This window comes from Streptomyces neyagawaensis, assembly GCF_023516595.1.
Lineage (GTDB): Bacteria > Actinomycetota > Actinomycetes > Streptomycetales > Streptomycetaceae > Streptomyces > Streptomyces neyagawaensis.
In genome coordinates, this window is the sequence record NZ_JAMGBG010000010.1 from 153,086 (window position 1) to 174,316 (window position 21,231).

18 protein-coding genes are annotated in these 21,231 nt (G+C 72.1%); 2 read left to right on the plus strand and 16 right to left on the minus strand.

The genetic code is table 11. From position 1 onward, the window contains the following. Window positions 1-4: 4 nt before the first annotated feature. From M8J73_RS05715 to M8J73_RS05745, 7 genes are all read right to left on the minus strand, one after another. Window positions 5-1,396, minus strand: a complete 1,392-nt coding sequence (locus M8J73_RS05715; RefSeq protein WP_249828336.1) for an alkaline phosphatase family protein — start codon at window positions 1,394-1,396, stop codon at window positions 5-7. Window positions 1,397-1,584: 188 nt separating this feature from the next. Beyond that, window positions 1,585-2,748: a metabolite traffic protein EboE gene (eboE, locus tag M8J73_RS05720; protein WP_055542325.1), complete on the minus strand. Its 1,164-nt coding sequence runs from the start codon at window positions 2,746-2,748 to the stop codon at window positions 1,585-1,587. Window positions 2,749-2,758: 10 nt separating this feature from the next. Continuing rightward, complete coding sequence (locus M8J73_RS05725) at window positions 2,759-3,613, minus strand: TatD family hydrolase (protein WP_055542324.1); 855 nt, start codon at window positions 3,611-3,613, stop codon at window positions 2,759-2,761. A gap of 59 nt (window positions 3,614-3,672) precedes the next feature. Next, window positions 3,673-4,410 (minus strand): EboA domain-containing protein, encoded by a 738-nt coding sequence (locus M8J73_RS05730; RefSeq protein ID WP_249828312.1) that lies wholly within the window; start codon window positions 4,408-4,410, stop codon window positions 3,673-3,675. A gap of 174 nt (window positions 4,411-4,584) precedes the next feature. Further along, complete coding sequence (locus M8J73_RS05735; protein WP_249828313.1) at window positions 4,585-5,433, minus strand: sugar phosphate isomerase/epimerase family protein; 849 nt, start codon at window positions 5,431-5,433, stop codon at window positions 4,585-4,587. Window positions 5,434-5,478: 45 nt separating this feature from the next. Then, complete coding sequence (locus M8J73_RS05740) at window positions 5,479-6,528, minus strand: SCO3242 family prenyltransferase (RefSeq protein ID WP_283946323.1); 1,050 nt, start codon at window positions 6,526-6,528, stop codon at window positions 5,479-5,481. Window positions 6,529-6,642: 114 nt separating this feature from the next. Next, on the minus strand, window positions 6,643-8,055 hold the full coding sequence (locus M8J73_RS05745; RefSeq protein WP_055542884.1) for a phytoene desaturase family protein: 1,413 nt from the start codon (window positions 8,053-8,055) through the stop codon (window positions 6,643-6,645). A 131-nt stretch (window positions 8,056-8,186) separates the two neighbouring features. Between M8J73_RS05745 and M8J73_RS05750 the strand changes: the two genes are divergently transcribed. Next, the gene (locus tag M8J73_RS05750; RefSeq protein ID WP_157873383.1) at window positions 8,187-8,789 is read left to right on the plus strand and encodes a hypothetical protein; all 603 of its coding nucleotides are present in this window, start codon (window positions 8,187-8,189) and stop codon (window positions 8,787-8,789) included. Here M8J73_RS05750 and M8J73_RS05755 read toward each other — a convergent pair. The 4 genes from M8J73_RS05755 to M8J73_RS05770 all read right to left on the minus strand — a co-directional run bounded on the left by M8J73_RS05755 (window position 8,725) and on the right by M8J73_RS05770 (window position 13,420). Beyond that, window positions 8,725-9,570 (minus strand): inositol monophosphatase family protein, encoded by an 846-nt coding sequence (locus M8J73_RS05755; RefSeq protein WP_249828314.1) that lies wholly within the window; start codon window positions 9,568-9,570, stop codon window positions 8,725-8,727. The genes M8J73_RS05750 and M8J73_RS05755 overlap by 65 nt on opposite strands. Before the next feature lie 104 nt (window positions 9,571-9,674). Further along, window positions 9,675-11,537: a gamma-glutamyltransferase family protein gene (locus M8J73_RS05760; protein WP_249828315.1), complete on the minus strand. Its 1,863-nt coding sequence runs from the start codon at window positions 11,535-11,537 to the stop codon at window positions 9,675-9,677. A 98-nt stretch (window positions 11,538-11,635) separates the two neighbouring features. Continuing rightward, window positions 11,636-12,463 carry a class I SAM-dependent methyltransferase gene (locus tag M8J73_RS05765; protein WP_055537532.1) on the minus strand — a complete coding sequence of 276 codons (828 nt, stop codon included), beginning with the start codon at window positions 12,461-12,463 and terminating at the stop codon, window positions 11,636-11,638. Between the two features lie 240 nt (window positions 12,464-12,703). Continuing rightward, window positions 12,704-13,420: a DUF4232 domain-containing protein gene (locus M8J73_RS05770; protein WP_055537533.1), complete on the minus strand. Its 717-nt coding sequence runs from the start codon at window positions 13,418-13,420 to the stop codon at window positions 12,704-12,706. A gap of 189 nt (window positions 13,421-13,609) precedes the next feature. On the opposite strand from M8J73_RS05770, the gene M8J73_RS05775 reads away from it, so the two are divergent. Next, complete coding sequence (locus tag M8J73_RS05775; protein WP_055537544.1) at window positions 13,610-14,281, plus strand: hypothetical protein; 672 nt, start codon at window positions 13,610-13,612, stop codon at window positions 14,279-14,281. Window positions 14,282-14,335: 54 nt separating this feature from the next. Here M8J73_RS05775 and M8J73_RS05780 read toward each other — a convergent pair whose 3' ends face one another. From M8J73_RS05780 to M8J73_RS05800, 5 genes are all read right to left on the minus strand, one after another. After that, window positions 14,336-15,889 (minus strand): NCS1 family nucleobase:cation symporter-1, encoded by a 1,554-nt coding sequence (locus M8J73_RS05780; RefSeq protein ID WP_055537534.1) that lies wholly within the window; start codon window positions 15,887-15,889, stop codon window positions 14,336-14,338. Between the two features lie 156 nt (window positions 15,890-16,045). Then, on the minus strand, window positions 16,046-17,065 hold the full coding sequence (locus M8J73_RS05785; protein ID WP_055537535.1) for a TIGR03842 family LLM class F420-dependent oxidoreductase: 1,020 nt from the start codon (window positions 17,063-17,065) through the stop codon (window positions 16,046-16,048). An 11-nt stretch (window positions 17,066-17,076) separates the two neighbouring features. Continuing rightward, entirely contained in the window at window positions 17,077-18,480 is a 1,404-nt protein-coding gene (gene hydA / locus M8J73_RS05790; RefSeq protein WP_055537536.1) for a dihydropyrimidinase, read from the minus strand. A 164-nt stretch (window positions 18,481-18,644) separates the two neighbouring features. Continuing rightward, entirely contained in the window at window positions 18,645-19,487 is an 843-nt protein-coding gene (locus M8J73_RS05795; protein WP_055537537.1) for a nitrilase-related carbon-nitrogen hydrolase, read from the minus strand. Window positions 19,488-19,642: 155 nt separating this feature from the next. Beyond that, entirely contained in the window at window positions 19,643-21,205 is a 1,563-nt protein-coding gene (locus M8J73_RS05800; RefSeq protein WP_055537538.1) for a PucR family transcriptional regulator, read from the minus strand. Window positions 21,206-21,231: the final 26 nt, after the last annotated feature.

Consider the following 21,231-nt stretch of genomic DNA (forward strand, 5'->3'; position numbering starts at 1 on the left):
GTTCCTAGTTCGCGTCGGTGACTGAGTGGGGGGTGTCGGTGACTGAGTGGGGGGTGTCGGTGTCTGTGTGGGGGGCGTCGGTCGTGGAGAGGCCCGCGAGGGTCAGCAGCAGTTGCTTGACCTCGGTCGCGGCGTATGCCTCGCGTGCCTCGTCCGGTGCGGAGCACAGCAGGACGGGGCCGTCGTCCGGGTCGGCGGGCAGCCGGCCGTGGCTGCCGCTGACACCGGAGGGGCGCAGCGGGACGGTGCTGATGCGGTAGCGGAGCCCGAGCTTCTTGCGGGCCACCTGGCCGATCGCGCGGAGCTTCACCGCCGGGACGGTGTCGTCGTACAGCAGCTCGGCGGGGTCGTAGCCGGGCTTGCGGTGGATCTCGACCTGGCGGGCGAAGTCGGGGGCGTGCGCGTCGTCGAGCCAGTAGTAGTACGTGAACCAGGCGTCGGGGTCGGCGACCGCGACCAGTTCGCCGGAACGCTCGTGGTCCAGGCCGTGGGTCTGCTTGCCCTCGGCGTCCAGCACCTCGTCCACGCCGTCGAGTTCGGCGAGGAGCTTGGCGACCTGGGCCGTGTCGGCGGGGTCACGGACGTAGACGTGGGCGATCTGGTGGTCGGCGACGGCGAAGGCCCGTGAGGTCCACGGGTCGAGGTACTCCATGCCGTCCTGGGTGTACACGTCGAGGAGTCCGGCGCGGCGCAGCGCGCGGTTGATGTCGACGGGGCGGGAGGCGGGGGTGATGCCGTACTCGCTGAGCGCGACGACCGTGGCGCCCTCGCGCAGGAAGTGGTCGATCAGCGGGCGCAGCGCCTCGTCGAGCCGACGGGCGCTCTCGGCGGTCTCGGGCGAGTCGGGGCCGGACCGCTGGGGCTCGTAGTCGAGTTGGGGGACGTAGACGAGGGTGAGATCGGGCCGGTGTTCGTCGAAGACCTGGCGGGCGGCGCCGAGGATCCACTGGGTGGAGGGCATTCCGGCGTTGGGGCCCCAGTAGGTGAACAGCGGGAACGGGCCGAGCCGGTCGGTGAGTTCGTCATGCAGGGACGGCGGCCAGGTGTAGCAGTCGGGTTCCTTGCGGCCGTCGGAGTAGTAGACGGGGCGGGGGGTGACGGTGAGGTCGACGTCGGCGCCCATCGCGTACCACCAGCAGATGTTGGCGACCTTGTAGTCGGGGGCGGTCCTGCGGGCCGTGTCCCAGATCTTCTCGCCGCCGACGAGCGCGTTGTGCTGCCGCCACAGCAGGACCTCGCCGAGGTCGCGGAAGTACCAGCCGTTGCCCACGGCGCCGTGCCCGGCGGGGGGTTCGCCGGTGAGGAAGGTGGACTGGACCGTGCAGGTCACGGCGGGCAGGACGGGGTCGAGACGGGCCCGGAAGCCGTGCTCGCCGAGGGCGGCGACGGCGGGCATGTGCCGCAGCAGCTTCGGGGTGAGGCCGACGATGTCGAGGACGACGAGCCGGCGCGCGGGCGGGTCACCGGCCGACCGCGTGCTCGCTGACGCGGTACTCACGGACGGTGTGCCCGCTGACGCAGAACTCACGGACGGTGTACGGGCGGACGGTGTGCTTGAGGGTGGCGTGCTCGACGGTGGGGTGCTCACTGGTGGTCCTCCTTGAGGCCGAGGCCGGTCATCCGGTCGCGGGCCCAGGCGAGTTCGGCGGCGATGCCCCCGGCCAGGCCGGCGGGCGGCTCGGGGAGGACGGACCAGGTGTAGGTCTCGACCTCGATGTGGTCGCAGTGGACGGAGGTGCCGCCGAGTAGTCCCCCGAGGACGGCGGTCAGTTGGTCGGCGGTGGTGCGCAGCGGTGGCTCGGGGTCGGCGTGCAGCGGGGCGTGGAAGTGGACACGCCAGGGCCCGGTGCCGGTGGGCAGGCCGCCGTCGAGGGCGTCCGGCAGGTCGTCGACGGCGTGGACGGGGGCCTCGGGCGCGGACGCCGTACGGGTCTGGTGCAGGAACCGTGGCTCCGCGAGGCGCCGCAGGGCCGCGCGGGCGGCGGGATCGGCGGGGTCGGTGGCCTCGACGGCACAGGACGCCTGGAGCTTGACGACCGCGAGCCCGGCGTCCGCGAGGCGGGCGAGGGCGGCCCCGGGGTCCTCGAACTGCACGGCGAGATGGCAGGCGTCGAGGCAGACGCCGAGCCGGTCGGGGTCGAGTCCACGCAGCTCCCGTACGGCCTGGGCGGTGGTCTCCACGACGCAGCCGGGCTCCGGTTCGAAGCCGACGCGGACGCGGCGGCCGGTGTCGGACTCGATCGCGGCGAGTCCGGCGGCGAGCCGGTCGAGGGCGCGGCGGGCGGTCTCGGCGCGGTCCGGGGGCCAGGGGGTGCGCCAGGCCAGCGGCAGGGTGGAGACGCTCCCCCGGGCGACGTCGTCGGGGAGGAGGGCGGCGAGCACGCGGGCGCAGTCGAGGGTGTGGCGCAGCCGGGCCTCGTCGGCCCAGTCGGGCAGGTAGACGTCCTTCTTGACCACCTCGCGGTGGAACCCGGCGTAGGGGAAGGCGTTGAGGGTGACGGTCTCCAGGCCGCGGGCGGCGAGTTCGCCCTGGAGGCGTCGCACCTGGTCCTCGTCGTCGACGAGCCGGGTCACCGTGTCACGCGCGAGCCAGAGGCCGATGCCCAGTCGGTCGACGCCGAGGCGTTCGCGCACGGGTTCGGCGTACGCGGCGAGCTGGCCGATGACTCCGTCGAGGTCCTCCGCCTGGTGGACGTTGCTGCAGTAGCCGAGGTGGACGGGGCTGCCGTCGGGGTGCCGGAATCGCATGGCCGGGCGCTCACTCTCCGCCGCGGCGGATGGAGTTGCCCTGGAAGCTCGACTCCTCGTCGGGCTTGGGCTCGTCGAGGTCGAGTCGGCCGCTCTGTCCGTAGAAGCCGACGGGGTTGCGCCAGAGGACCTTGTCCACGGTGTCGTCGTCGAAGCCGACGGCGAGCATCGCGTCTGCGGTCCTGCGGGTCTTGAGCGGGTCCGAACGCCCCCAGTCGGCGGCCGAGTTGACGAGGACGCGGTCGGTGCCGTGTTCCCGGAGGATGGCGACCATGCGGTCCTCGCTCATCTTGGTCCGCGGGTAGATCGAGAACCCGGCCCAGCAGCCGCTGTCGAGCACCATGCCGACGGTCAGCTCGTTGAGGTGGTCGAGGACGACGAGTTCGGGGGCGATGCCCGACTCCCGTACGACGTCCAGGGTGCGGCGGGTGCCGGTGGCCTTGTCGCGGTGCGGGGTGTGCACGAGCGCGGGCAGGCCGTGTTCCACGGCGAGTCGCAGCTGGAGGGCGAGCGCCTCGTCCTCCTCCGGTGTCATGGAGTCGTATCCGATCTCGCCGACCGCGACCACCCGGTCCTTGGCGAGGTAGCGGGGCAGTTCGTCCAGGACGGGCCGGCAGCGCGGGTCGTTGGCCTCCTTCGGGTTGAGCGCGATGGTGCAGAAGTGCTGGATGCCGAACTGGGCGGCCCGGTACGGCTCCCAGCCCAGCAGCGCGTCGAAGTAGTCGTAGAAGCTCTCGGGGGATGTGCGGGGCTGGCCGAGCCAGAAGGCCGGCTCGACGACCGCGCGGACCCCGGCCGCGTGCATCGCCTCGTAGTCGTCGGTGGTCCGGGAGGTCATGTGGATGTGGGGGTCGAAGATGCGCACGTTCTGCTCTTCCTCGTGTTCTTCGGGGAGCGGGGCGAGTTCGGTGGGGTCCCGCGGGACTAAGAAAGCTCCTTCAGTGCGCGGACGGCGGCCTCGCGGCGTTCGGGCACGGCGGCCCGCGTCTCGGCGGTGAGCCGCTCGACGAGGGCGGCGCGGGCGGGATGGGCCCGGACGACGGGCCAGATGTCGTGCGGGACGTCCCGGCCTGCGGCGACCCGCTCGTGGGCGAAGTCGGCGAGCATACGGGCGAGTTCGGCGTCGGTGCGGATGTCGAGCCCGGCGATCCGGTCGAGCGGGATCTCCTGGAAGACGCACTTGAGCACGGCCTGGCGGTACTCGGCGTCGGGGAGCCGGGCCGCGCCGTACGGCCCGAGGGCGGCCTCGATGACATGGCTGTCGTTGCCGCGCAGCGCCTCACGGACGAGAGGGAGGGCGAGGTCGGCGAGGGGTTCGCCGCCGCCCTCGGTGGAGGCGTCGAGGAGGGGAAGGGCCCGTAGGACGGCCCGTTGCTCGGCCGGGTCGCCGTGGCGGAAGAGGCCCGCCAGTTCGGTGGCGAGGGGTGCGCCGGTGAGGGGCAGGGCGGTGAGCAGGACGGCACGGGCGGCCTCGTCGGCGGTCCAGTGGGCGTCCAGCCGGGCGCGTCCGCAGTGTCTGCGGGCGGCGGGGAACAGGGCCCGCACGGCGGCGGGCCGCGCGGCGATCCGCGCCTCCGCGTCGGCGAGCCATGAGCGGGCGGCTGGTTCGAGCGGATGGCGGGAGAGGACGGTCCGGGGATCGGGGGGCGGAGTTGCGGGCATGCCGAGGGACGCCATGGCGGAACAGCCTCCGGTGGGGGGGTGGAGGGAGCGAAACCCGAGAGGAAGAGAAGAGGGAGGGAGAGGGAGGAAGAGGAGGGAAGCGAAAGGAGGCGGGGAGGGAAGAGAAGCGGAGGGAGGGGAAGCGGAGGGAGCGGAAGGAGGTGTCGCGGGGGGTCAGGCCGCTGCCGCGCGCAGGAACTCGATGGAGCGGCGGGCCACGTCGGGGGCGTCGAGGGAGCCGCCCTGGATCTCCACGGAGACCAGTCCGCGATGGCCGAGCTCCCGCAGGGCGGCGAGCACGGGCGGGAAGTCGATCTCGCCCGCGCCGAATTCGAGGTGCTGGTGGACTCCGCGCCGCATGTCCTCGATCTGCACGTTGAGCAGACGCGGCGCTGCGAGCCGCACGCACTCCAGGACGGTCCGCTCCTCCACGCAGTGGGCGTGCCCCACATCGAGGGTGATCCCGAACAGCTCATGCCCGCCGACGAGTTCGGCCAGTTCGAGGCATCGCTCGACGGTGTCGACGAACATGTACGGCTCCGGCTCGAACGCCAGGGAGACGCCGTACTCCTCGGCGGTCTCCAGGACGGTCTCCACTCCCGCCGCGAGCCGCTTCCAGGCGTCCCCCGCCGGGAGTCCGTCATGTGGTGCGGGTCCGCTGCACAGGTGGACGGTGGGCGAGCCCAGGTCGGCGGCCATGCGTACGGCGCGCCGCAGCAGGTCGATCCGGTGTTCGGCCGCGTCGGACATCAGGGTCGGCTGGTGCTTGCCCCAGGGGTCGAGGAGGTAGGGCGCCCCGGTTTCCAGGGTCACGTCGAGGTCGTGCCGGTCGAGGTCCCGGGCGATCTCGGCGACACGTCGGGGCAGGTCGGGGGCGTACGGGTCGAGGTGCCCGTGGTCGAGGGTGAGGGCGACGCCGTCGTAGCCGAGGTCGGCGAGGACGGTGAGGACATCGCCCAAGCGGTGGTTGGTGAAGCCGTTGGTGCCGTAACCGAATCGGAGGGGGGTGGGGGGCGCGGTCATGCCGGCGTTCCTCCTGCGGAGGTCTGTGCTGGTCGAGGGGGTGGTTCAGGTGGGGGAGACACGCCGGGCGAGCCGCCGGGCCAGGGGGTGGGCGACGCCGAGGGCGGCCGCAGCGACCGTGGCGCCGCTGCGCGCGGTCAGCGCCGTCTGGAGTGGCAGGAACCCGAGGATGCCGGCCCCGACGGCCCGCCGTACGTTCTCGCCCGACGGCTCCCGCAGGGCGCGGATTTGTGCCGTGCCGTAGGTGCCGAGGTAGGCGAGGGCTCCGGCGCCGACGACGACGGCCCGGGTGGCCGCCGACCGAGTGGTGGCCGACCGAGTGGTGGGATGGCTGCCGAGGTACCGCTGGGTGGCGGTCGCGGCTGTGCGCCCCCGGGACGGCTCCGCCGTCCCGGCCCGAGCGGAGACGATCGCCGTGCGGACGGCGGGCAGCGCCGTCGCGAGGGCGGTGGTCGTGGCGGCGGCGAGGGTCGAGGCGGGCACGCGGGCGGGAGCGCCGGAGATCTCGTGGCGGCTGAGGGCGGACAGCGTGTACGTGTGGGCGCCGACGAGCGCGGCCGGGACGGCGCCGCGCAGCAGTGCCCTGCCGGTTCCGCCCGGGCGGGCGGCGGCCAGCGCGCCGGAGAGGACGTCCAGGGTCCGGGCCGAGGCCATGGCGGCCGCTCCCGCGGGGGTCGACTTGAGCTTCAGGTCGTAGGCCCAGATCACGCCGGTCAGCGGCAGCGCCGCCAGAAGGCTGCGGCGGCCGCCCGAGGCGGCGGCGAGCCCGAGGCCCGCCGCGGTGAGCGCACCGGCGACGGCGAGGGCGGTACCGCGGGGGACGCGGCCCGACGGGACGGGCCGCTCGGGGCGTTCGACGGCGTCGATCGTGGCGTCGGCGTAGTCGTTGAGGGCCATGCCGGCCCAGTAGAGGCAGACGGATGACCCCATGACTCCCAGCGTCGGACCGCTGAGCGGACGTCCTGCTGCCGCGGCCCCCGCGAGGATGTCACCCGGCACGCTTAACGCGGCTGGCGCACGTACGAGTTGAGCGAGATCCGCGAGGCGCACGGCTTGCCGCGAGCCGGAGCGGACATCCCATCTCCGAGCTTTCATGGCGGCAACTTACCCCTGCCACTTGGACATTCATGCGAAGAAAGCGTGAAGACCTTTTTCGTTTTGTGACTTGATATTGCCTACTGATGCACGCATATGCGTGCTACTGGCCCGTCAGCGTTCCTGACGCAGTCTCCGCCACACCGCCTTGGCCGCGTTGTGCCCCGACATTCCGTGCACTCCGGGGCCCGGCGGGGTGGCCGACGAGCAGATGAACACGGCCGGATGCGGGGTGCGGTACGGCTGGAGCGTGAGCTTGGGACGGAGCAGCAGCTGGAGACCGGAGGCGGCGCCGCAGGCGATGTCACCGCCGACGTAGTTGGCGTTGTGCGCGGCGAGTTCGGGCGGTCCGGCGGTGGCGCGGGCGAGGACGAGGTCGCGGAAACCTGGTGCGAAACGCTCCAGTTGGCGCTCCACGGCGTCCGTCAAGTCTCCGGTCCAGCCGTTCGGCACATGGCCGTACGCCCAGAAGACGTGCTTGCCCTCGGGGGCGCGGGTGGGGTCGACGAGGCTGGGCTGCACGGTGATCAGGAACGGCCGGTCGGGGGCGTGGCCGTGCCGGGCGGCGGCGTCCAGGGCGGTGCTGATCTCCGCCTTGCTCGCCCCGACCTGGACCGTGCCCGCGGCGCGCGCCTCCTCGGCGGTCCAGGGCACGGGGCCGTCCAGCGCGTAGTCGAGCTTGAAGACGCTCGCGCCGTACCGGTACGACTCGTAGAAGCTTCCGAAGCCGGCGATCCGGGCCAGGGCGGTGGGCGAGGTGTCGAAGACGTAGGCGCGCGCGGGCGGCAGATCGTCGAGCCGCTTGACCTCGTAGTCGGTGTGGACGGTGCCGCCGAGGTCCTTGAGATAGGCGGTGAGCGCGTCGGAGATGGCCTGGGAGCCGCCGCGGGCGACCGGCCAGCCGGCGGCGTGCGCGGCCAGCGCGAAGACCAGGCCCACGGCGCCGGTGGCGAGCCCGCCGAGCGGGGCGATGACATGGGCGACCAGCCCGGAGAACAGCGCCTTGGCCTTCTCGTCCTTGAAGCGGCGCATCAGCCAGGTGGAGGGGGGCAGTCCGACGAGGCCGAAGCGGGCCAGGGTGACCGGGTCGCGCGGCAGCGCCGACAGCGGCAGCGACATGAAGTCCCGCACCAGGGTGTCCCACTTGGGCAGGAACGGCTCGATCAGTCTGCGGTACGCCCCCGCGTCCCTCGGCCCGAACGAGGCGGCCGTCTCCCCCACCGAACGCGACAGCACGGCCGCCGAGCCGTCCAGGAACGGGTGCGCCATGGGCAGCTCGGCGTGCAGCCACTCCAGGCCGTAGCGGGCCAGCGGCATCCCGTTGAACGCGGGCGAGTTGACGCCCAGGGGGTGGGCCGCCGCGCAGGGGTCGTGCCGGAAGCCGGGCAGGGTCAGCTCGGCGGTGCGGGCACCGCCGCCGACCGTGTCCTTGGCTTCGAACACCGCCACGGAGAAGCCGCGGCGGGCCAGCTCCACGGCAGCCGTCAGGCCGTTCGGCCCCGCCCCCACCACCACCGCGTCGAGCATCGCCGGCACGTTCGGACCCCTTCGTCAGCCGATGGTCATCGAGCGCCGCGAACGGGTTTCCGCCCGGCGGCGAACCTGCGCTCAGGATATGCCCGACCACCGACAGCCACAGCATGGGTAGGCTGCGCCGCATGACGCGCCGGTTCCGTTTCACCGACCACGAGCGGGATCTCCGGCACTGGTTCGAGCTGGGGGACGACGGGCGGGTCCTGCGACAGATCTCCTTCCGGGGCGGGGCGCCGGTGGCCCTGATCGCCGCCGACCCGGCCGAACGGGAGGAGGTCCGGCAGGTCGGCGGTGGGCTCGCCGTCCAGCTGTACGAGGTCGTGTACGGCACGGCCTGGCCGGGGCCAGTAGCGGAACCGGCGGAGGCGGTGCCGGTCACCGAGCGGGAGTTCGACCTGGCGTGGGGGCGGGCCCGCAGCCACCGCCAGTGCGATGTCCGGCACGACAGTGGCCCCGTCCCCGTCGGCGGGCGTCTGCCCGGCACGTTCACTGTCTCCCCGTGGGGCCCCGGGGTGACCGGGGTGTTCGTGGACCTCGGTCTGTCCGTGCCCGGCTTCGTGGACGCTCTGATCCTCCTGCGGGCCGAGTGCCAGTGGCCACCGGACGGCACGCCCGCCGTGTTCGAGGTGATCGACATCCGCATGGGCAGCGGCAGCTGCCAGCTCAGGCTCCGCCCGACAGCAACCCCCGCACCCGGCGAGCCGTGGCCGCGTCCCGGGCCGCGGTGAACGGCAGGGTGTTGCCGCCGGTGATGCGGAAGGGCTCGTCCGCGAGGGTCAGATGGGCTCCGCCCGACTCCTCGACGAGGAGCAGGCCCGCCGCGTGGTCCCAGGCCGCCTCCCAGGAGAACGCGACCGCGTCCAACCGCCCCCGTGCGACGGCGAGATACTCCAGCCCCGCCGACCCGCACGGGCGTGGGGCGACGCCCTCCGTCCACAGGCCGAGCAGCGCCGCCTTCTGCTCCTCCGTGGTGTAGTCCGGGTGGGAGGTCGCCACGTCGAGGTCGCGGCCGGCCTCGGGCGGACCGGCGTGCAGCGGCTCGCCGTCCAGCGTGGCCCCTCGGCCCCGTATCGCCACGGCGAGCCGGTCGAGCGCGGGCGCGTACGTCCAGGAGGCGCGCACCACGCCGTCCAGGGCGAGGGCGACGAGCGTGCAGAAGCCGGGCTCGCCGTGCACGAACTGCCGGGTGCCGTCGACCGGGTCGACGATCCAGACCGGTGCGTCGCCGCGGATCGCCTCGTAGGACGCGGGGTTGGCGTGGACCGCCTCCTCGCCGACGACGACGGAGCCGGGCAGCAGCGCGGGCAGCGCCTCGGTCAGATACAGCTCGGCCTTGCGGTCGGCGTCGGTGACGAGGTCGTGGGGGCCGTTCTTCTGGTCGATCTCGTGCGCGGCGAGCTGCCGCCAGCGCGGCATGATCTCGGCGGCCGCCGCCTTGCGGATCGCTTCCTCGACGTCGGAGGCGTGCCGGGCGAGAAACTCGTCGATGGTTTCGCTGTCTTCGATCATGCCTCCATCACAGCACGCACCACTGACAATCCCCACCGGGAGGGTGCACTCCGCATGGAATCACCATGAACAGCGGGTCCGCCGCGGCCGGGCGGCGGCCCCGCTCAGCGTCCGACGGCGTACCCCTGCATGCCCCGCGGGTTGGCCGCCGCCGAGAGCACGCCGGTCGCGGGGTCGCGCGCGACCACGCAGAGGCGGCCCTCGGACCAGGGTTCGCCGACGGTGACGTCATGGCCGCGCCGACGGAGTTCCGCGACGACCTCCGCGGGCATGCGGGACTCGACGGTGACGCTGCCGGGGCGCATGCCGCGCGGGTAGAAGGATCCGGGGAAGCCGTCGTTGTGCCAGTTCGGGGCGTCGATGGCGCCCTGGAGGTCGAGGCCGCCCCGGACCGGTGGGCGCAGGGCGACGCCGAGGAAGAAGTGGAGCTGCCACTGGTCCTGCTGGTCTCCGCCGGGTGTGCCGAACGCCATCACGGGCACCCCGTCGCGCAGCGCCAGCGAGGGGGTGAGCGTGGTGCGGGGCCGGCGGCCGGGGGTGAGGGAGTTCGGCAGTCCCTCGTCGAGCCAGGTCATCTGCAGCCGGGTGCCGAGCGGGAAACCCAGCTCGGGCACGACGGGGTTGGACTGGAGCCAGCCGCCGCTGGGCGTGGCCGCGACCATGTTGCCCCAGCGGTCGACGACGTCCAGATGGCAGGTGTCGCCCCGCGTGCCCCCGTCCGCCCCGACCTCGGGCTCCCCCGGTACCGGGGAAAGGGGGCTCTTGGCGACCGTGGGTTCCCCGATGCCGGCGCGGGCGCCGCCGACCGTGGGCTCCCCGGCCCCCATGGGGTTGAAGCCGGGCTGGTCGGTGGCCACCACGCGCGCGTGGGCGCTCAGTCGGGGGGTGCGCCCGCCGAGGCTGCCGGGCCGCAGGTCGTACGAGGCCGTGTCGCCGATGAGGGCCCGCCGCTCGGCGTTGTACGTGTCGGACAGCAGCTCGGTCAGCGGCACCGGCGCGGCGTCCCCGTACCAGGCCTCGCGGTCCGCCATGGCGAGCTTGCAGCCCTCGATCAGCAGGTGTACGTAGTCGGCCGACCCGTACGCGGGCAGCTCGTCCGGGAGCAGGGCGAGTTGCTGGAGGAGCACCGGGCCCTGGCTCCAGGGGCGGGCCTTGCACAGGGTCCAGCCGTTCCAGTCGTAGGTCGCCGGGGCCTCGTAGGACGCGGACCAGGCGGCCAGGTCGGCCGCGGTGAGGGTGCCGGTGTGCCGTTCGCCGCTGGTGTCCAGGGTGGGCCGCCCCGCCTGCCGTACCAGGGCCTCGGCGATGAAGCCGGCGCGCCACACCTCGCGTGCCGCCTCGATGCGGGCCTCGCGGTCGCCCGCTCCCTCGACCTCGGCGAGCAGCCGCCGCCAGGTCGCGGCCAGGGCGGGGTTGCGGAACAGTTCGCCGGGGCGGGGCGCCCGGCCGCCGGGCAGGTAGACCTCCGCCGACGACACCCACTCCTTCTCGAAGAGGTCGCGCACCGTCTCGACGGTCGCGCCGACGTTCTCCACGGGCGCGTGCCCGTTCTCCGCGTACCCGATGGCGTACTTCAGGACGTCGGCGAGGTCCATGGTGCCGTAGTCGCGCAGCAGGAGCATCCACGCGTCGAAGGCGCCGGGGACGGCGGCCGCCAGGGGGCCCGTGCCGGGGACGAGGTCCAGTCCGAGTCCCCGGTAGTGCTCGACCGTCGCCCCGGCGGGCGCCACGCCCTGTCCGCACAGGACCCGGACCTCGCCGTCCGCCGTCGCCAGGACGAGGGGGACCTCCCCCGCGGGCCCGTTGAGGTGCGGTTCGACGACGTGCAGGACGAAACCGGCGGCGACGGCCGCGTCGTAGGCGTTGCCGCCGTCCTCCAGGACGGCCATCGCGGACTGCGACGCGAGCCAGTGCGTGGAGGACACCATGCCGAAGGTCCCCTGGAGCGTCGGTCGGGTGGTGAACACGGGAGGACTCCTCACAGCGCGCCGATCGTCCGCCGATCGTACGCAGCGCCCTCAGTCACCCTCGGACGCGCGGTGACACGGGCCGCCGACAGCCCACCTCACGCGCGCCGCCCCACGGTCAGCACATGCCCGCTCGTGCCCAGCAGCGACGGCTCCGACTCGATACGCCGGGTCGCCGCCAGAACGGCCTCCCTCCGCTCGGGGTCGTCGAGCCACTCGTCCACGTCGCCCATCAGCCAGGCGACGCCCTCCACGCCGTACTGGCCCTCGCACGCGAGCCCCGCCGCGTCGAACTCGCCCGGCACCTCGGCGGGGTCGGCGAAGTAGGCGGTGGTGAAGACGGGGTCGTCCGCCGAGGGCAGGTGACGCCCGTCCGCCGAGACCGCGTCGGTGCGCGCACGACGCTCCGGGAGGAAGTAATTCCCCTGCCGAAGCGTGTCGTTGAGGCCCGCGTACCGGTTGATCGTGGCCGCGACCACCACACCGCCGGGCCGGACGACACGACGGGCCTCCACCAGCGCCCGTACCCGCTCCGGGCGTTCGGGCAGGTGGTAGAGCGGCCCGAGGAGGAGGACGACGTCGTACGCGGCGGCCTCGGCGGGCAGCGCGCGGGCGTCCCCGAGCCGGGCGGTGACACCGGGCAGCAGGCCCGCCCGTTCGACGTGCATCGGTACGGGGTCGACGACCTCGACCTCGTGGCCGTCCCCCGCGAGCCAGGCCGCGTGGACGCCCGTGCCGCCCCCGACGTCGAGCACGCGCGCGGGGGTGTCGGGCAGGAACCGTCGCAGGAGCTCCTGGGTGCGCCAGAACTCCAGTCGTCCGGCGCCTTCGGTGAGGCGCGTGTCCTCGCCGCCCCGCTCGTAGTAGGCGAGGATCTCCTCGCGCAGGGAAGGGGATCCGGATGCTGGGGAAGGTAACCGGGTCATGCCTCAAGGGTGCTGATCGCCGTGAACGCGGTGCAACCGGTTAAGAGCTCCGAACAAAAGGGGAGTCCGATCAGCTCGCGGCGTCTGGTGCGTGCGATCGCAAGGCGCCGGAAGCTCCTCGATGGGGGTCCCCCGCTCGAGCGGAGCCGAGAGTGGGGGAGGAGCTACCAGGGGCTTTCGGCAACGCGGCGAGCGTGCGTGCCAGACGCCGCGAGCCGGGCTCCCCTTTTGTTCGGAACTCTAAGAGTCCTGCGCCTTCGTCCAGGCGCCGGTGCCGAGGCGGCCGGTGGTGCCGAGGTCGATGCCGCCGTCGGGGGCGAGTACCTGGGCGGGGCGGCCCTTCGCGGTGGCGACGCGCAGGTAGGGGGCGTTGACGGCGGGGACGTCCGCCTCGGTGACGGTGTTGCGCCAGACCAGCGAGGTGGTCGCGGACTCACCCGGTTTCAGCGTCACCTCGTGCGGGCCCGGGTCGGGCACACCCGTGGTGATCTCCTGCGGGCCGCGCAGCACGCGCACGTCGACGGTTTCGCGGTCCTCGTCGAGCACCTGGACCGAGGGGTAGCCGTTCACGGTGTACGGCTTCGTGCCGCAGTTGGTCAGCGTCACCGTCATCGCGCGCAGTCCCATCGCGGCCTCCACGAGACCCGGCAGCATCCGCACCCCGGAGGACGGGCAGGCGTCCTTGGGGTCGGCCGACGGTGCCTCCGTGGGCCGCACGTCCACGCTCGAGGGCACTCCCTCGGGCAGCTCGTCGGCATGCACGCCACCGGGCAGCTCGTCGGCGTGCACGCCCGCCGGGCGTTCGGTTCCCGCGGACGCGGCCGACGTCGAGGGGAGGTCGCGGTCGGGGTTCACCTCGCGGTCGATCTCCGCCCCGAGTCCGCAGCCGCCGACGGTCAGGATCAGCGCGGCGGCCAGGGAGGCGCGGGAGGTGGTGCGGCGGGGTGTCGGGATCATGGGCCCGATCCTGACACGCGCGTCCGGCGGAAGCCGGGAGTCCGGAAAGTCGCCGTGCGACTGAACGGTGAGGGCCGGTCACCACGTATACACAGAGCGAGGTCGCACTTTCGCCCCACAGGCAGTCGTGTGACACTGACGTACCCCACCGACCGGCGGCACCGCCGCCACGACCCCGAGAAGTGCGCTGTGCGTGATCTCCCTCTGCCGCTCGCCCTCACCGTGCGTCTGCTTCCGGTCGCCGTACTCGCCACGGCAGGCTGGGCGTTGTCGTCCGGTTCGTCGGACACGAGCCCGGCGGGGAAGGAGTCCGCGCAGGAGACCGCGTCCGGGCCCATCTCCACCTCCGAGTCCGCGCCGGCCACGTCCGCCGCGACCAAGACGTATGCGAAGGCACCCTCGCCCTGCGGCGCCATCGCGGCGAAATCGGTCAAATCCCTTGTTCCGGGCGCCAAGACGGCCGGCAAGGAAATAGCGTCGACCGACGACTCCGTGCGCCGCACCTGCTCCTGGAACGCCCTCAAGGGCTACGACTACCGCTGGTTGGACATCTCGTACGAGATTCACCAAACGGACGCGAAGGCCGAAACCACCTACAAGGAGCGGATGTCGCAGAAGAGCGGCGGCGGCGCGGTGCCCGGTCTCGGTGACGCGGCCTACTCCGTCGTGAACCTCACCACCGAGGACAAGCAGCAGACCCGCGAGGGTGTGGTGTACGCGCGCGTGGCCAACGCCCTGGTGGTCGTCACCTACAACGGCAGCGACTTCGAGTCGCAGAAGGCCCCCGGCACCGACGAGATCAACAAGGGTGCCATCAAGGCGGCGAAGGAGGCGGTGGCCGCGCTGGAGGGCGCCCGGTAGGGGCACGTCTCCGGCACGACCACCGCCACTGCGGTCAGGGCCGTCGGCTCAGGCTCAGACGGTCGCTCTCGCCTTCTCCCGCTCCCCCGCCATCAGCGCCACGTACACCAGCATCGAGGCGGCGAGGCCCACCGCCCAGCCGTAGTCGGCGAGCGGCTTGAGGAACGGGATGAGGCCGTCCTGCGGGAACGGCCCGGAGGAGACCCCCTCCGCGTTCACGCTCGAGTAGGAGCCGCCGACCGCGAGGACGCCGCCCACCAGGAACGCGGCGATGGCCCGCCAGTTCCAGCCGGCCGAGTACCAGTAGCGACCGCCCGCCGTGTACAGGTCCGCGAGGTGCAGGACCGTACGGCGGATGATCCAGTAGTCGGCGATGAGGATGCCCGCGACCGTGCCGAGCAGTCCGCCGACCACGCCGAGCCACGTGAAGATGTAGAACTCGGGCGTGGAGATGAGCTTCCACGGGAAGATCAGGATGCCGAGGACGCCGGTGATCAGGGCGCCCGTGCGGAAATTGATGAGCTTCGGCGCGAGGTTCGCGAGGTCGTACGCCGGTGACACCACGTTCGCCGCGATGTTCACGGAGATTGTCGCGATCAGCACGGTGATCAGGGCGAAGAGCAGACCGAAGGTGTTGTCGGCCTTGGCGGCGAGGGTGACCGGGTCCCAGATGGCCTCGCCGTAGACGGCCTCGGAGCCGGAGGTGACGAGGACGGCGAGGATCGCGAAGAGCGTCATCGTCGTCGGCAGCCCGAGGGACTGGCCCCAGGTCTGCGCCTTCTGGCTGGCGCCGAAGCGGGTGAAGTCGGGGATGTTCAGCGAGAGGGTGGCCCAGAAGCCGATCATGCCCATGAGGGAGGGGAAGAAGACCGGCCAGAAGTCGGCGCCCCAGCCCAGCTTGGACGGCTGGTCCAGCAGTGCGCCGAACCCGTCCGCCTTGACCGCGATCCAGATCAGCAGCACGAAGGCGCCGACGATCACGAAGGGCGCGGCCCAGTTCTCGAAGTGCCGCAGGAAGTCCATGCCCCGGTAGATGATCGCGATCTGCAGCGCCCAGAAGAGGATGAAGCAGAGCCACAGCGGCCAGGGGTTGCCGGCGATCTTCCCCGCGGTCTCCCACTGACCGCCGGTGAGCTTGGAGCCGAGGGCGAAGATGCCGCTGCCGCCGATCCAGGTCTGGATGCCGAACCAGCCGCAGGCCACGGCCGCCCGGATCATGGCCGGTATGTTCGCCCCGCGCAGACCGAACGAGGCGCGGGCGAGCACCGGGAACGGGATGCCGTACTTGGGTCCGGCGTGCCCGGTGGCCAGCATCGGCAGCAGCACGATGACGTTGGCCAGGGCGATGGTGAAGACGGCCTGCTTCCAGTCCATGCCGAGGGCGACCAGGCCGGAGGCCAGGGTCCAGCTGGGGATGCAGTGGGCCATGGAGATCCACAGCGCCGCGAAGTTGTACGTCGTCCACTTGCGTTCGGAGACGGGTACGGGGCGCAGGTCCTCGTTGGCGAAGGGACTGTCGGCGGGGAAGGCCCCGGGGGCCAGTTCGATCCGGCCGGACGAGTCGACGGACTGGGCCATCGGCGACCCCGAGGGGACTGTTTCGGTCATGGGCAGGCCAATCAAGGAGGCGGGACGGGAGAGAAAGGCCGTGCGGGCCTTGGGCCCCTCCCCGGGGGAGCGGGGAGGGAGTCAAGGTGTGGGGGGTCGTGATGGAGTGGAGCGTTCCGGATTGTGGCAGGAGCCGGCCCGGGAAGGAATCCCTGGTCAGCCGGTGATCGCGGGGATGACCGTGGAGCCATACACGTCGATCACCCGTTCCTGCGCGTCGTGCATGTCGTACACGGCGAACTGGTCGACGCCCAGGTCCCGCAGCCCGTTCAGCTTCGCGATGTGCATGTCGGGGGTGCCGATGACGCAGAACCGGTCGACGATCTCGTCGGGGACGAACGCCGTGTCGGGGTTGTCGGCCCGTCCGTGGTGGGAGTAGTCGTACCCCTCGCGGGCCTTGATGTAGTCCGTGAGCTCCTCCGGTACGGCCGCGGAGTGCTCGCCGTACTTGGAGACCAGGTCGGCGACGTGGTTGCCGACCATGCCGCCGAACCAGCGGCACTGCTCACGGGCGTGGGCGAGCGCCTCCGGCGAGTCGTCCTCGGTGATGTACGCGGGGGCGGCCACGCAGATCTTCACCTCGGACGGGTCGCGCCCGACGGCGACGGCCGCGTCCTTGACCGCCTTGACCATGTACTCGGTGAGGTACAGGTCGGAGAGCTGGAGGATGAAGCCGTCGGCCTCCTCCCCTGTCATCTTCAGGGCCTTGGGCCCGTACGCGGCCATCCAGACCGGGAGTTCGGCGTCCTCCTTGATCCAGGGGAAGCGGATCACGGTGCCGCCGAGGTCGGCCTCCTGGCCCGAGCCGAGGGCGCGGATGACCTTCATGGCGGCGCTGATGCGGGCCAGGGTGTTCGGGGTGCGGCCCGCGACGCGCATCGCGGAGTCGCCGCGGCCGATGCCGCAGACGGTGCGGTTGCCGAACATGTCGTTCAGCGTGGCGAAGGTCGAGGCGGTCACCTCCCAGGTGCGGGTGCCCGGGTTGGTGACCATCGGGCCGACCTTCAGGCTCGTGGTGTTCGACAGGATCTGGCTGTAGATGACGAACGGCTCCTGCCACAGCACGGCGGAGTCGAAGGTCCAGCCGTAGGTGAAGCCGTTGTCCTCGGCGCGCTTCATCAGCTCGATGACACGCGAGGCCGGCGGGTCGGTCTGCAGGACGAGTCCGAAGTCCATCTGCTCCGCTCCTAGTTGAGGTACTGACAGGTGGAGCGGGGGGTGTAGACGCCGTGCCCGGCGTGACCGGTGTACTCCCGCTCGGTGATGACGAGTTCGCCGCGCGAGAGGACCGTCTCGACCCGGCCGGTGGTGCGCTTGCCCTCGTACGCCGAGTAGTCGACGTTCATGTGGTGGGTCTCGGCGGACATGACCTGCTCGGCGTGCGGGTCGTAGATGACGATGTCCGCGTCGGCTCCAGGCGCGATCGTGCCCTTCTTGGGGTACATGCCGAACATGCGGGCCGGGGTCGCGCAGGCGATCTCGATCCAGCGGCGGCGCGAGATGTGCCCGTCGACGACGGCCTGGTGCAGCAGGTCCATCCGGTTCTCGACGCCCGGCAGACCGTTGGGGATCTTGGAGAAGTCGCCGCGGCCGAGTTCCTTCTGCCCGGCGAAGCAGAAAGGGCAGTGGTCGGTGGAGACCACCTGGAGGTCGTTGGTGCGCAGGCCCTGCCACAGCTTGGCCTGGTGTTCCCTGGGCCTCAGCGGGGTGGAGCACACGTACTTGGCGCCCTCGAAGTCCGGCTCGGCGAGGTTGTCCGTGGACAGGAACAGATACTGCGGGCAGGTCTCGCCGAAGACGTTGAGCCCCTCGTCGCGTGCCCTGGCCAGCTCGGCGACCGCCTCCATCGCCGAGACGTGCACGACGTACAGGGGCGCGCCGGCGACCTGGGCGAGCTTGATGGCCCGATGGGTGGCCTCCGCTTCGAGGAGCGCCTTGCGGACCTCGCCGTGGTAGCGGGGGTCGGTCTCGCCGCGCGCCAGCGCCTGCTCGACCAGGACGTCGATGGCGATGCCGTTCTCCGCGTGCATCATGATCAGGCCGCCGTTGTCGGCGGAGCGCTGCATGGCCCGCAGGATCTGGCCGTCGTCGCTGTAGAAGACGCCCGGGTAGGCCATGAACTGCTTGAAGGAGGTGACGCCCTCCTCCACCAGCAGGTCCATCTCCTTGAGCGTCTCCTGGTTCACATCGGAGACGATCATGTGGAAGCCGTAGTCGATGGCGCAGTTGCCGTCCGCCTTGGCGTGCCAGGCGTCGAGGCCCTCGCGGAGGGTGTGGCCCACGCTCTGCACCGCGAAGTCGACGATGGTCGTGGTCCCGCCCCAGGCGGCGGCCCGGGTGCCGGTCTCGAAGGTGTCGGAGGCGAACGTGCCGCCGAAGGGCAGCTCCATGTGGGTGTGGGCGTCGACGCCGCCCGGGATGACGTACTTGCCGGTGGCGTCGATGGTGCGGTCGGCGGTCCAGGCCGCCGCGGGGGCCGTACCGCTTGCCGCCAGGGCGGCGACTCGGCCGTCTTCGATCAGGACGTCGGCGTGCAGTTCGTCTGACGCGGTGATGACGAGACCGCCGCGGATCAGAGTACGGCCGCTCATTCGGTCACGCTCCGTTCGGTTGTCGGGAAAGTGCCGGTCGTTCGTGGCTGGTCGCTCCCCCACTCTCGACTCCGCTCGAGCGGGAGGGGCCCCCATCGCGGCGGAAGCCGCACATCAGGCACTGCCCCGCGCCCCGCCGAAGACAGGGTCGCGGGGAGGCGCTGCTACGGCGCCGTCAGCGGGCCGTACGCGTCCGGGCGGCGGTCGCGGAAGAACTGCCAGCGGTCGCGGACCTCGCGGAGCTTGGCGAGGTCGAGGTCGCGGACGACCAGTTCCGTCTCCTTGTCGCTCGCCACCTCGCCGACGAACTGGGCCTCCGGGTCGACGAAGTAGGACGTGCCGTAGAAGTCGTTGTCGCCGAGGTCCTCGACGCCGACCCGGTTGATCGCGCCGATGAAGTACTCGTTGGCGACGGCCGACGCCGGCTGCTCCAACTGCCAGAGGTAGCGGGACAGACCGCGCGAGGTCGCCGACGGGTTGAAGACGATCTCCGCTCCGCCGAGGCCCAACGCCCGCCAGCCCTCCGGGAAGTGACGGTCGTAGCAGATGTAGACGCCGATCTTCCCGACCGCCGTGTCGAAGACGGGCCAGCCGGCGTTGCCGGGGCGGAAGTAGAACTTCTCCCAGAATCCGGGCACCTGCGGGATGTGGTGCTTGCGGTACTTGCCGAGGTACGTGCCGTCCGCGTCGATCACGGCGGCCGTGTTGTAGAGGACGCCCGGCTGCTCCTCCTCGTACATCGGCAGCACCAGGACGAGGTTCAGTTCCCTGGCGAGCGCCTGGAAGCGCTTGACGATCGGGCCGTCGGGGATGGCTTCCGCGTACTCGTAGAACGCCTTGTCCTGCACCTGGCAGAAGTAGGGGCCGTAGAACAGTTCCTGGAAGCACATGACCTGGGCGCCCTGTGCCGCCGCGTCGCGGGCCGCCTGCTCGTGGACCTGGATCATCGATTCCTTGTCGCCGGTCCAGGCCGTCTGGAAGATGGCTGCGCGGATGACTCTGCTCATCGGGACCTCCGGTCACTCGGTGTGAAGCGAGACTAGGAAGCCCGAAGACCGGGTTTGAGTTGCACGGTGTCACGTCTGGAGCCGCTTGGCGTTCCACCGTGTCACCTCTTCGTGGACGCATGTTTCACCGCCGTTTTCCCAGGTCCCGGCATGTTTCAGCCCTGTTGCGCGTCATGCGCGAGGAGGGCGATGTGCACGGACGCGGCCTGCTCGAAGTCGTCGAGGTCGACGCCCAGCCGGGCCTCTATGGCTTCGAGACGGCGATACAGGGCGGGCCGGCTGACATGGTGCAGCTGAGCGGTGTGCGACTTGTTGCGGCCGGTGGCCAGATAGGTCCGCAGGACCGGCAGCAGGTCCTGTTCGGCGTGCCGGTCGCCGCACAGCAGCCCGTCCAGCTCCCGCTCGGCGAAGGCCTGGACGTGCGGGTCGTCCCGCAGCAGCCGGATCAGGCCCCGCAGATGGACGTCGCGCAGCCGTACGACGGCGGGCAGGTCGAGCCCCGTCGCCGACTGGGCGACGGCGTCGGCCACGTGCCGCGCCTCGCGCAGGCCCGCCGGGACGTCCTCCCAGGTGATGCGTGGCTCGGCCGCCGCCACGACCGTCCGGCGCACCCCTGACTCCGAGCGCAGCCGGGTCGCGAAGTGCGCGGTGAGGGCCTGCGCGTCCTGGTCGCGGGCGAGGCTCAGCAGAACGGCGGTCGCGCCCTCGGCGAGTTCGGCGACGAGGCCGGAGAGCCCCAGCATCCGCAGCACCCGGTCGAGTTGGGCAGGGTCGCCGTCGCGTACGACGAGCGGCACGAACGTCCGGCGGTTGACGGGCAACCCGGCCGCCCGCGCCCGGGGCAGCAGTTGCCGGGCCGGTACGACACCGGAGACCAGGTCGGTCAGCAGGCTCTGCGCGGACTGCTCCTCCCAGCTGTGCGCGGTTCCGCCGAGCATGCGGTGCAGGACGAGCGCCTCGGCGGCCCGGTCGGCGAGGAGCCGCCCGGTGGCGGTGTCGCCGCGGTAGCCGCACAGCACGATCCGGCCCCAGCGCTCCCCGCGTCCGCCCAGTTCGGCGCGGATCCACCCGTCGCCCTCGGTGCCGCCCGCCTGCCGTGAGATGCGCTCCCAGTCGCGCAGCACGTCGTCGACGGCGGGCCGCTCCCCCGCCGTGGCGAGGACGCGGTGGGCGAGGTTGGTGACGACGAGCGGACAGCCCGCGTGCTGGGCGATCTCGTCGAGCAGCCGTTGCAGCGGAGCGCCGGCCGTGATGAGGCCGGTCAGCGCGGTCCGTACGGACTCGGAGAGGCTCACCGCCGCGAACTTCCGCCGGACGAGCCGGGACTGGACCTCCTCCGTCAGCTCGGCGAAGGGGAACGGCCGGTGCAGCACCACCATGGGCAGTCCGCACCGCTCCGCCGCCCGGCGCATCACCTCGGGCGGCGTCGGGAAGGCCCGGCCGAGGCCGAGGACGACCGCCGCGGCCTCCGCCCGGTGCAGGGAGCGGATGTACTCGGCCTGCGCCTCCTCGTCGCCGGCGAGGAGGACCCCGGTGGTGAGGACCATCTCGCCCCCGGTGAGCATGACGCCCACGTCGGGGGCCTCGGCGACGTGCACCCAGCGCACGGGCCGGTCGAGCTGGCCGGCCCCGGCCACCACCTCGGGCTCTCCGGCGAGGACCCGGTCCAGGGTGAGGACCTGGCGTACCGACAGGGCGGGTTCCAGGGCGGTGGTCATGGGGCGTTCCTCAGATCTGCTCCGGT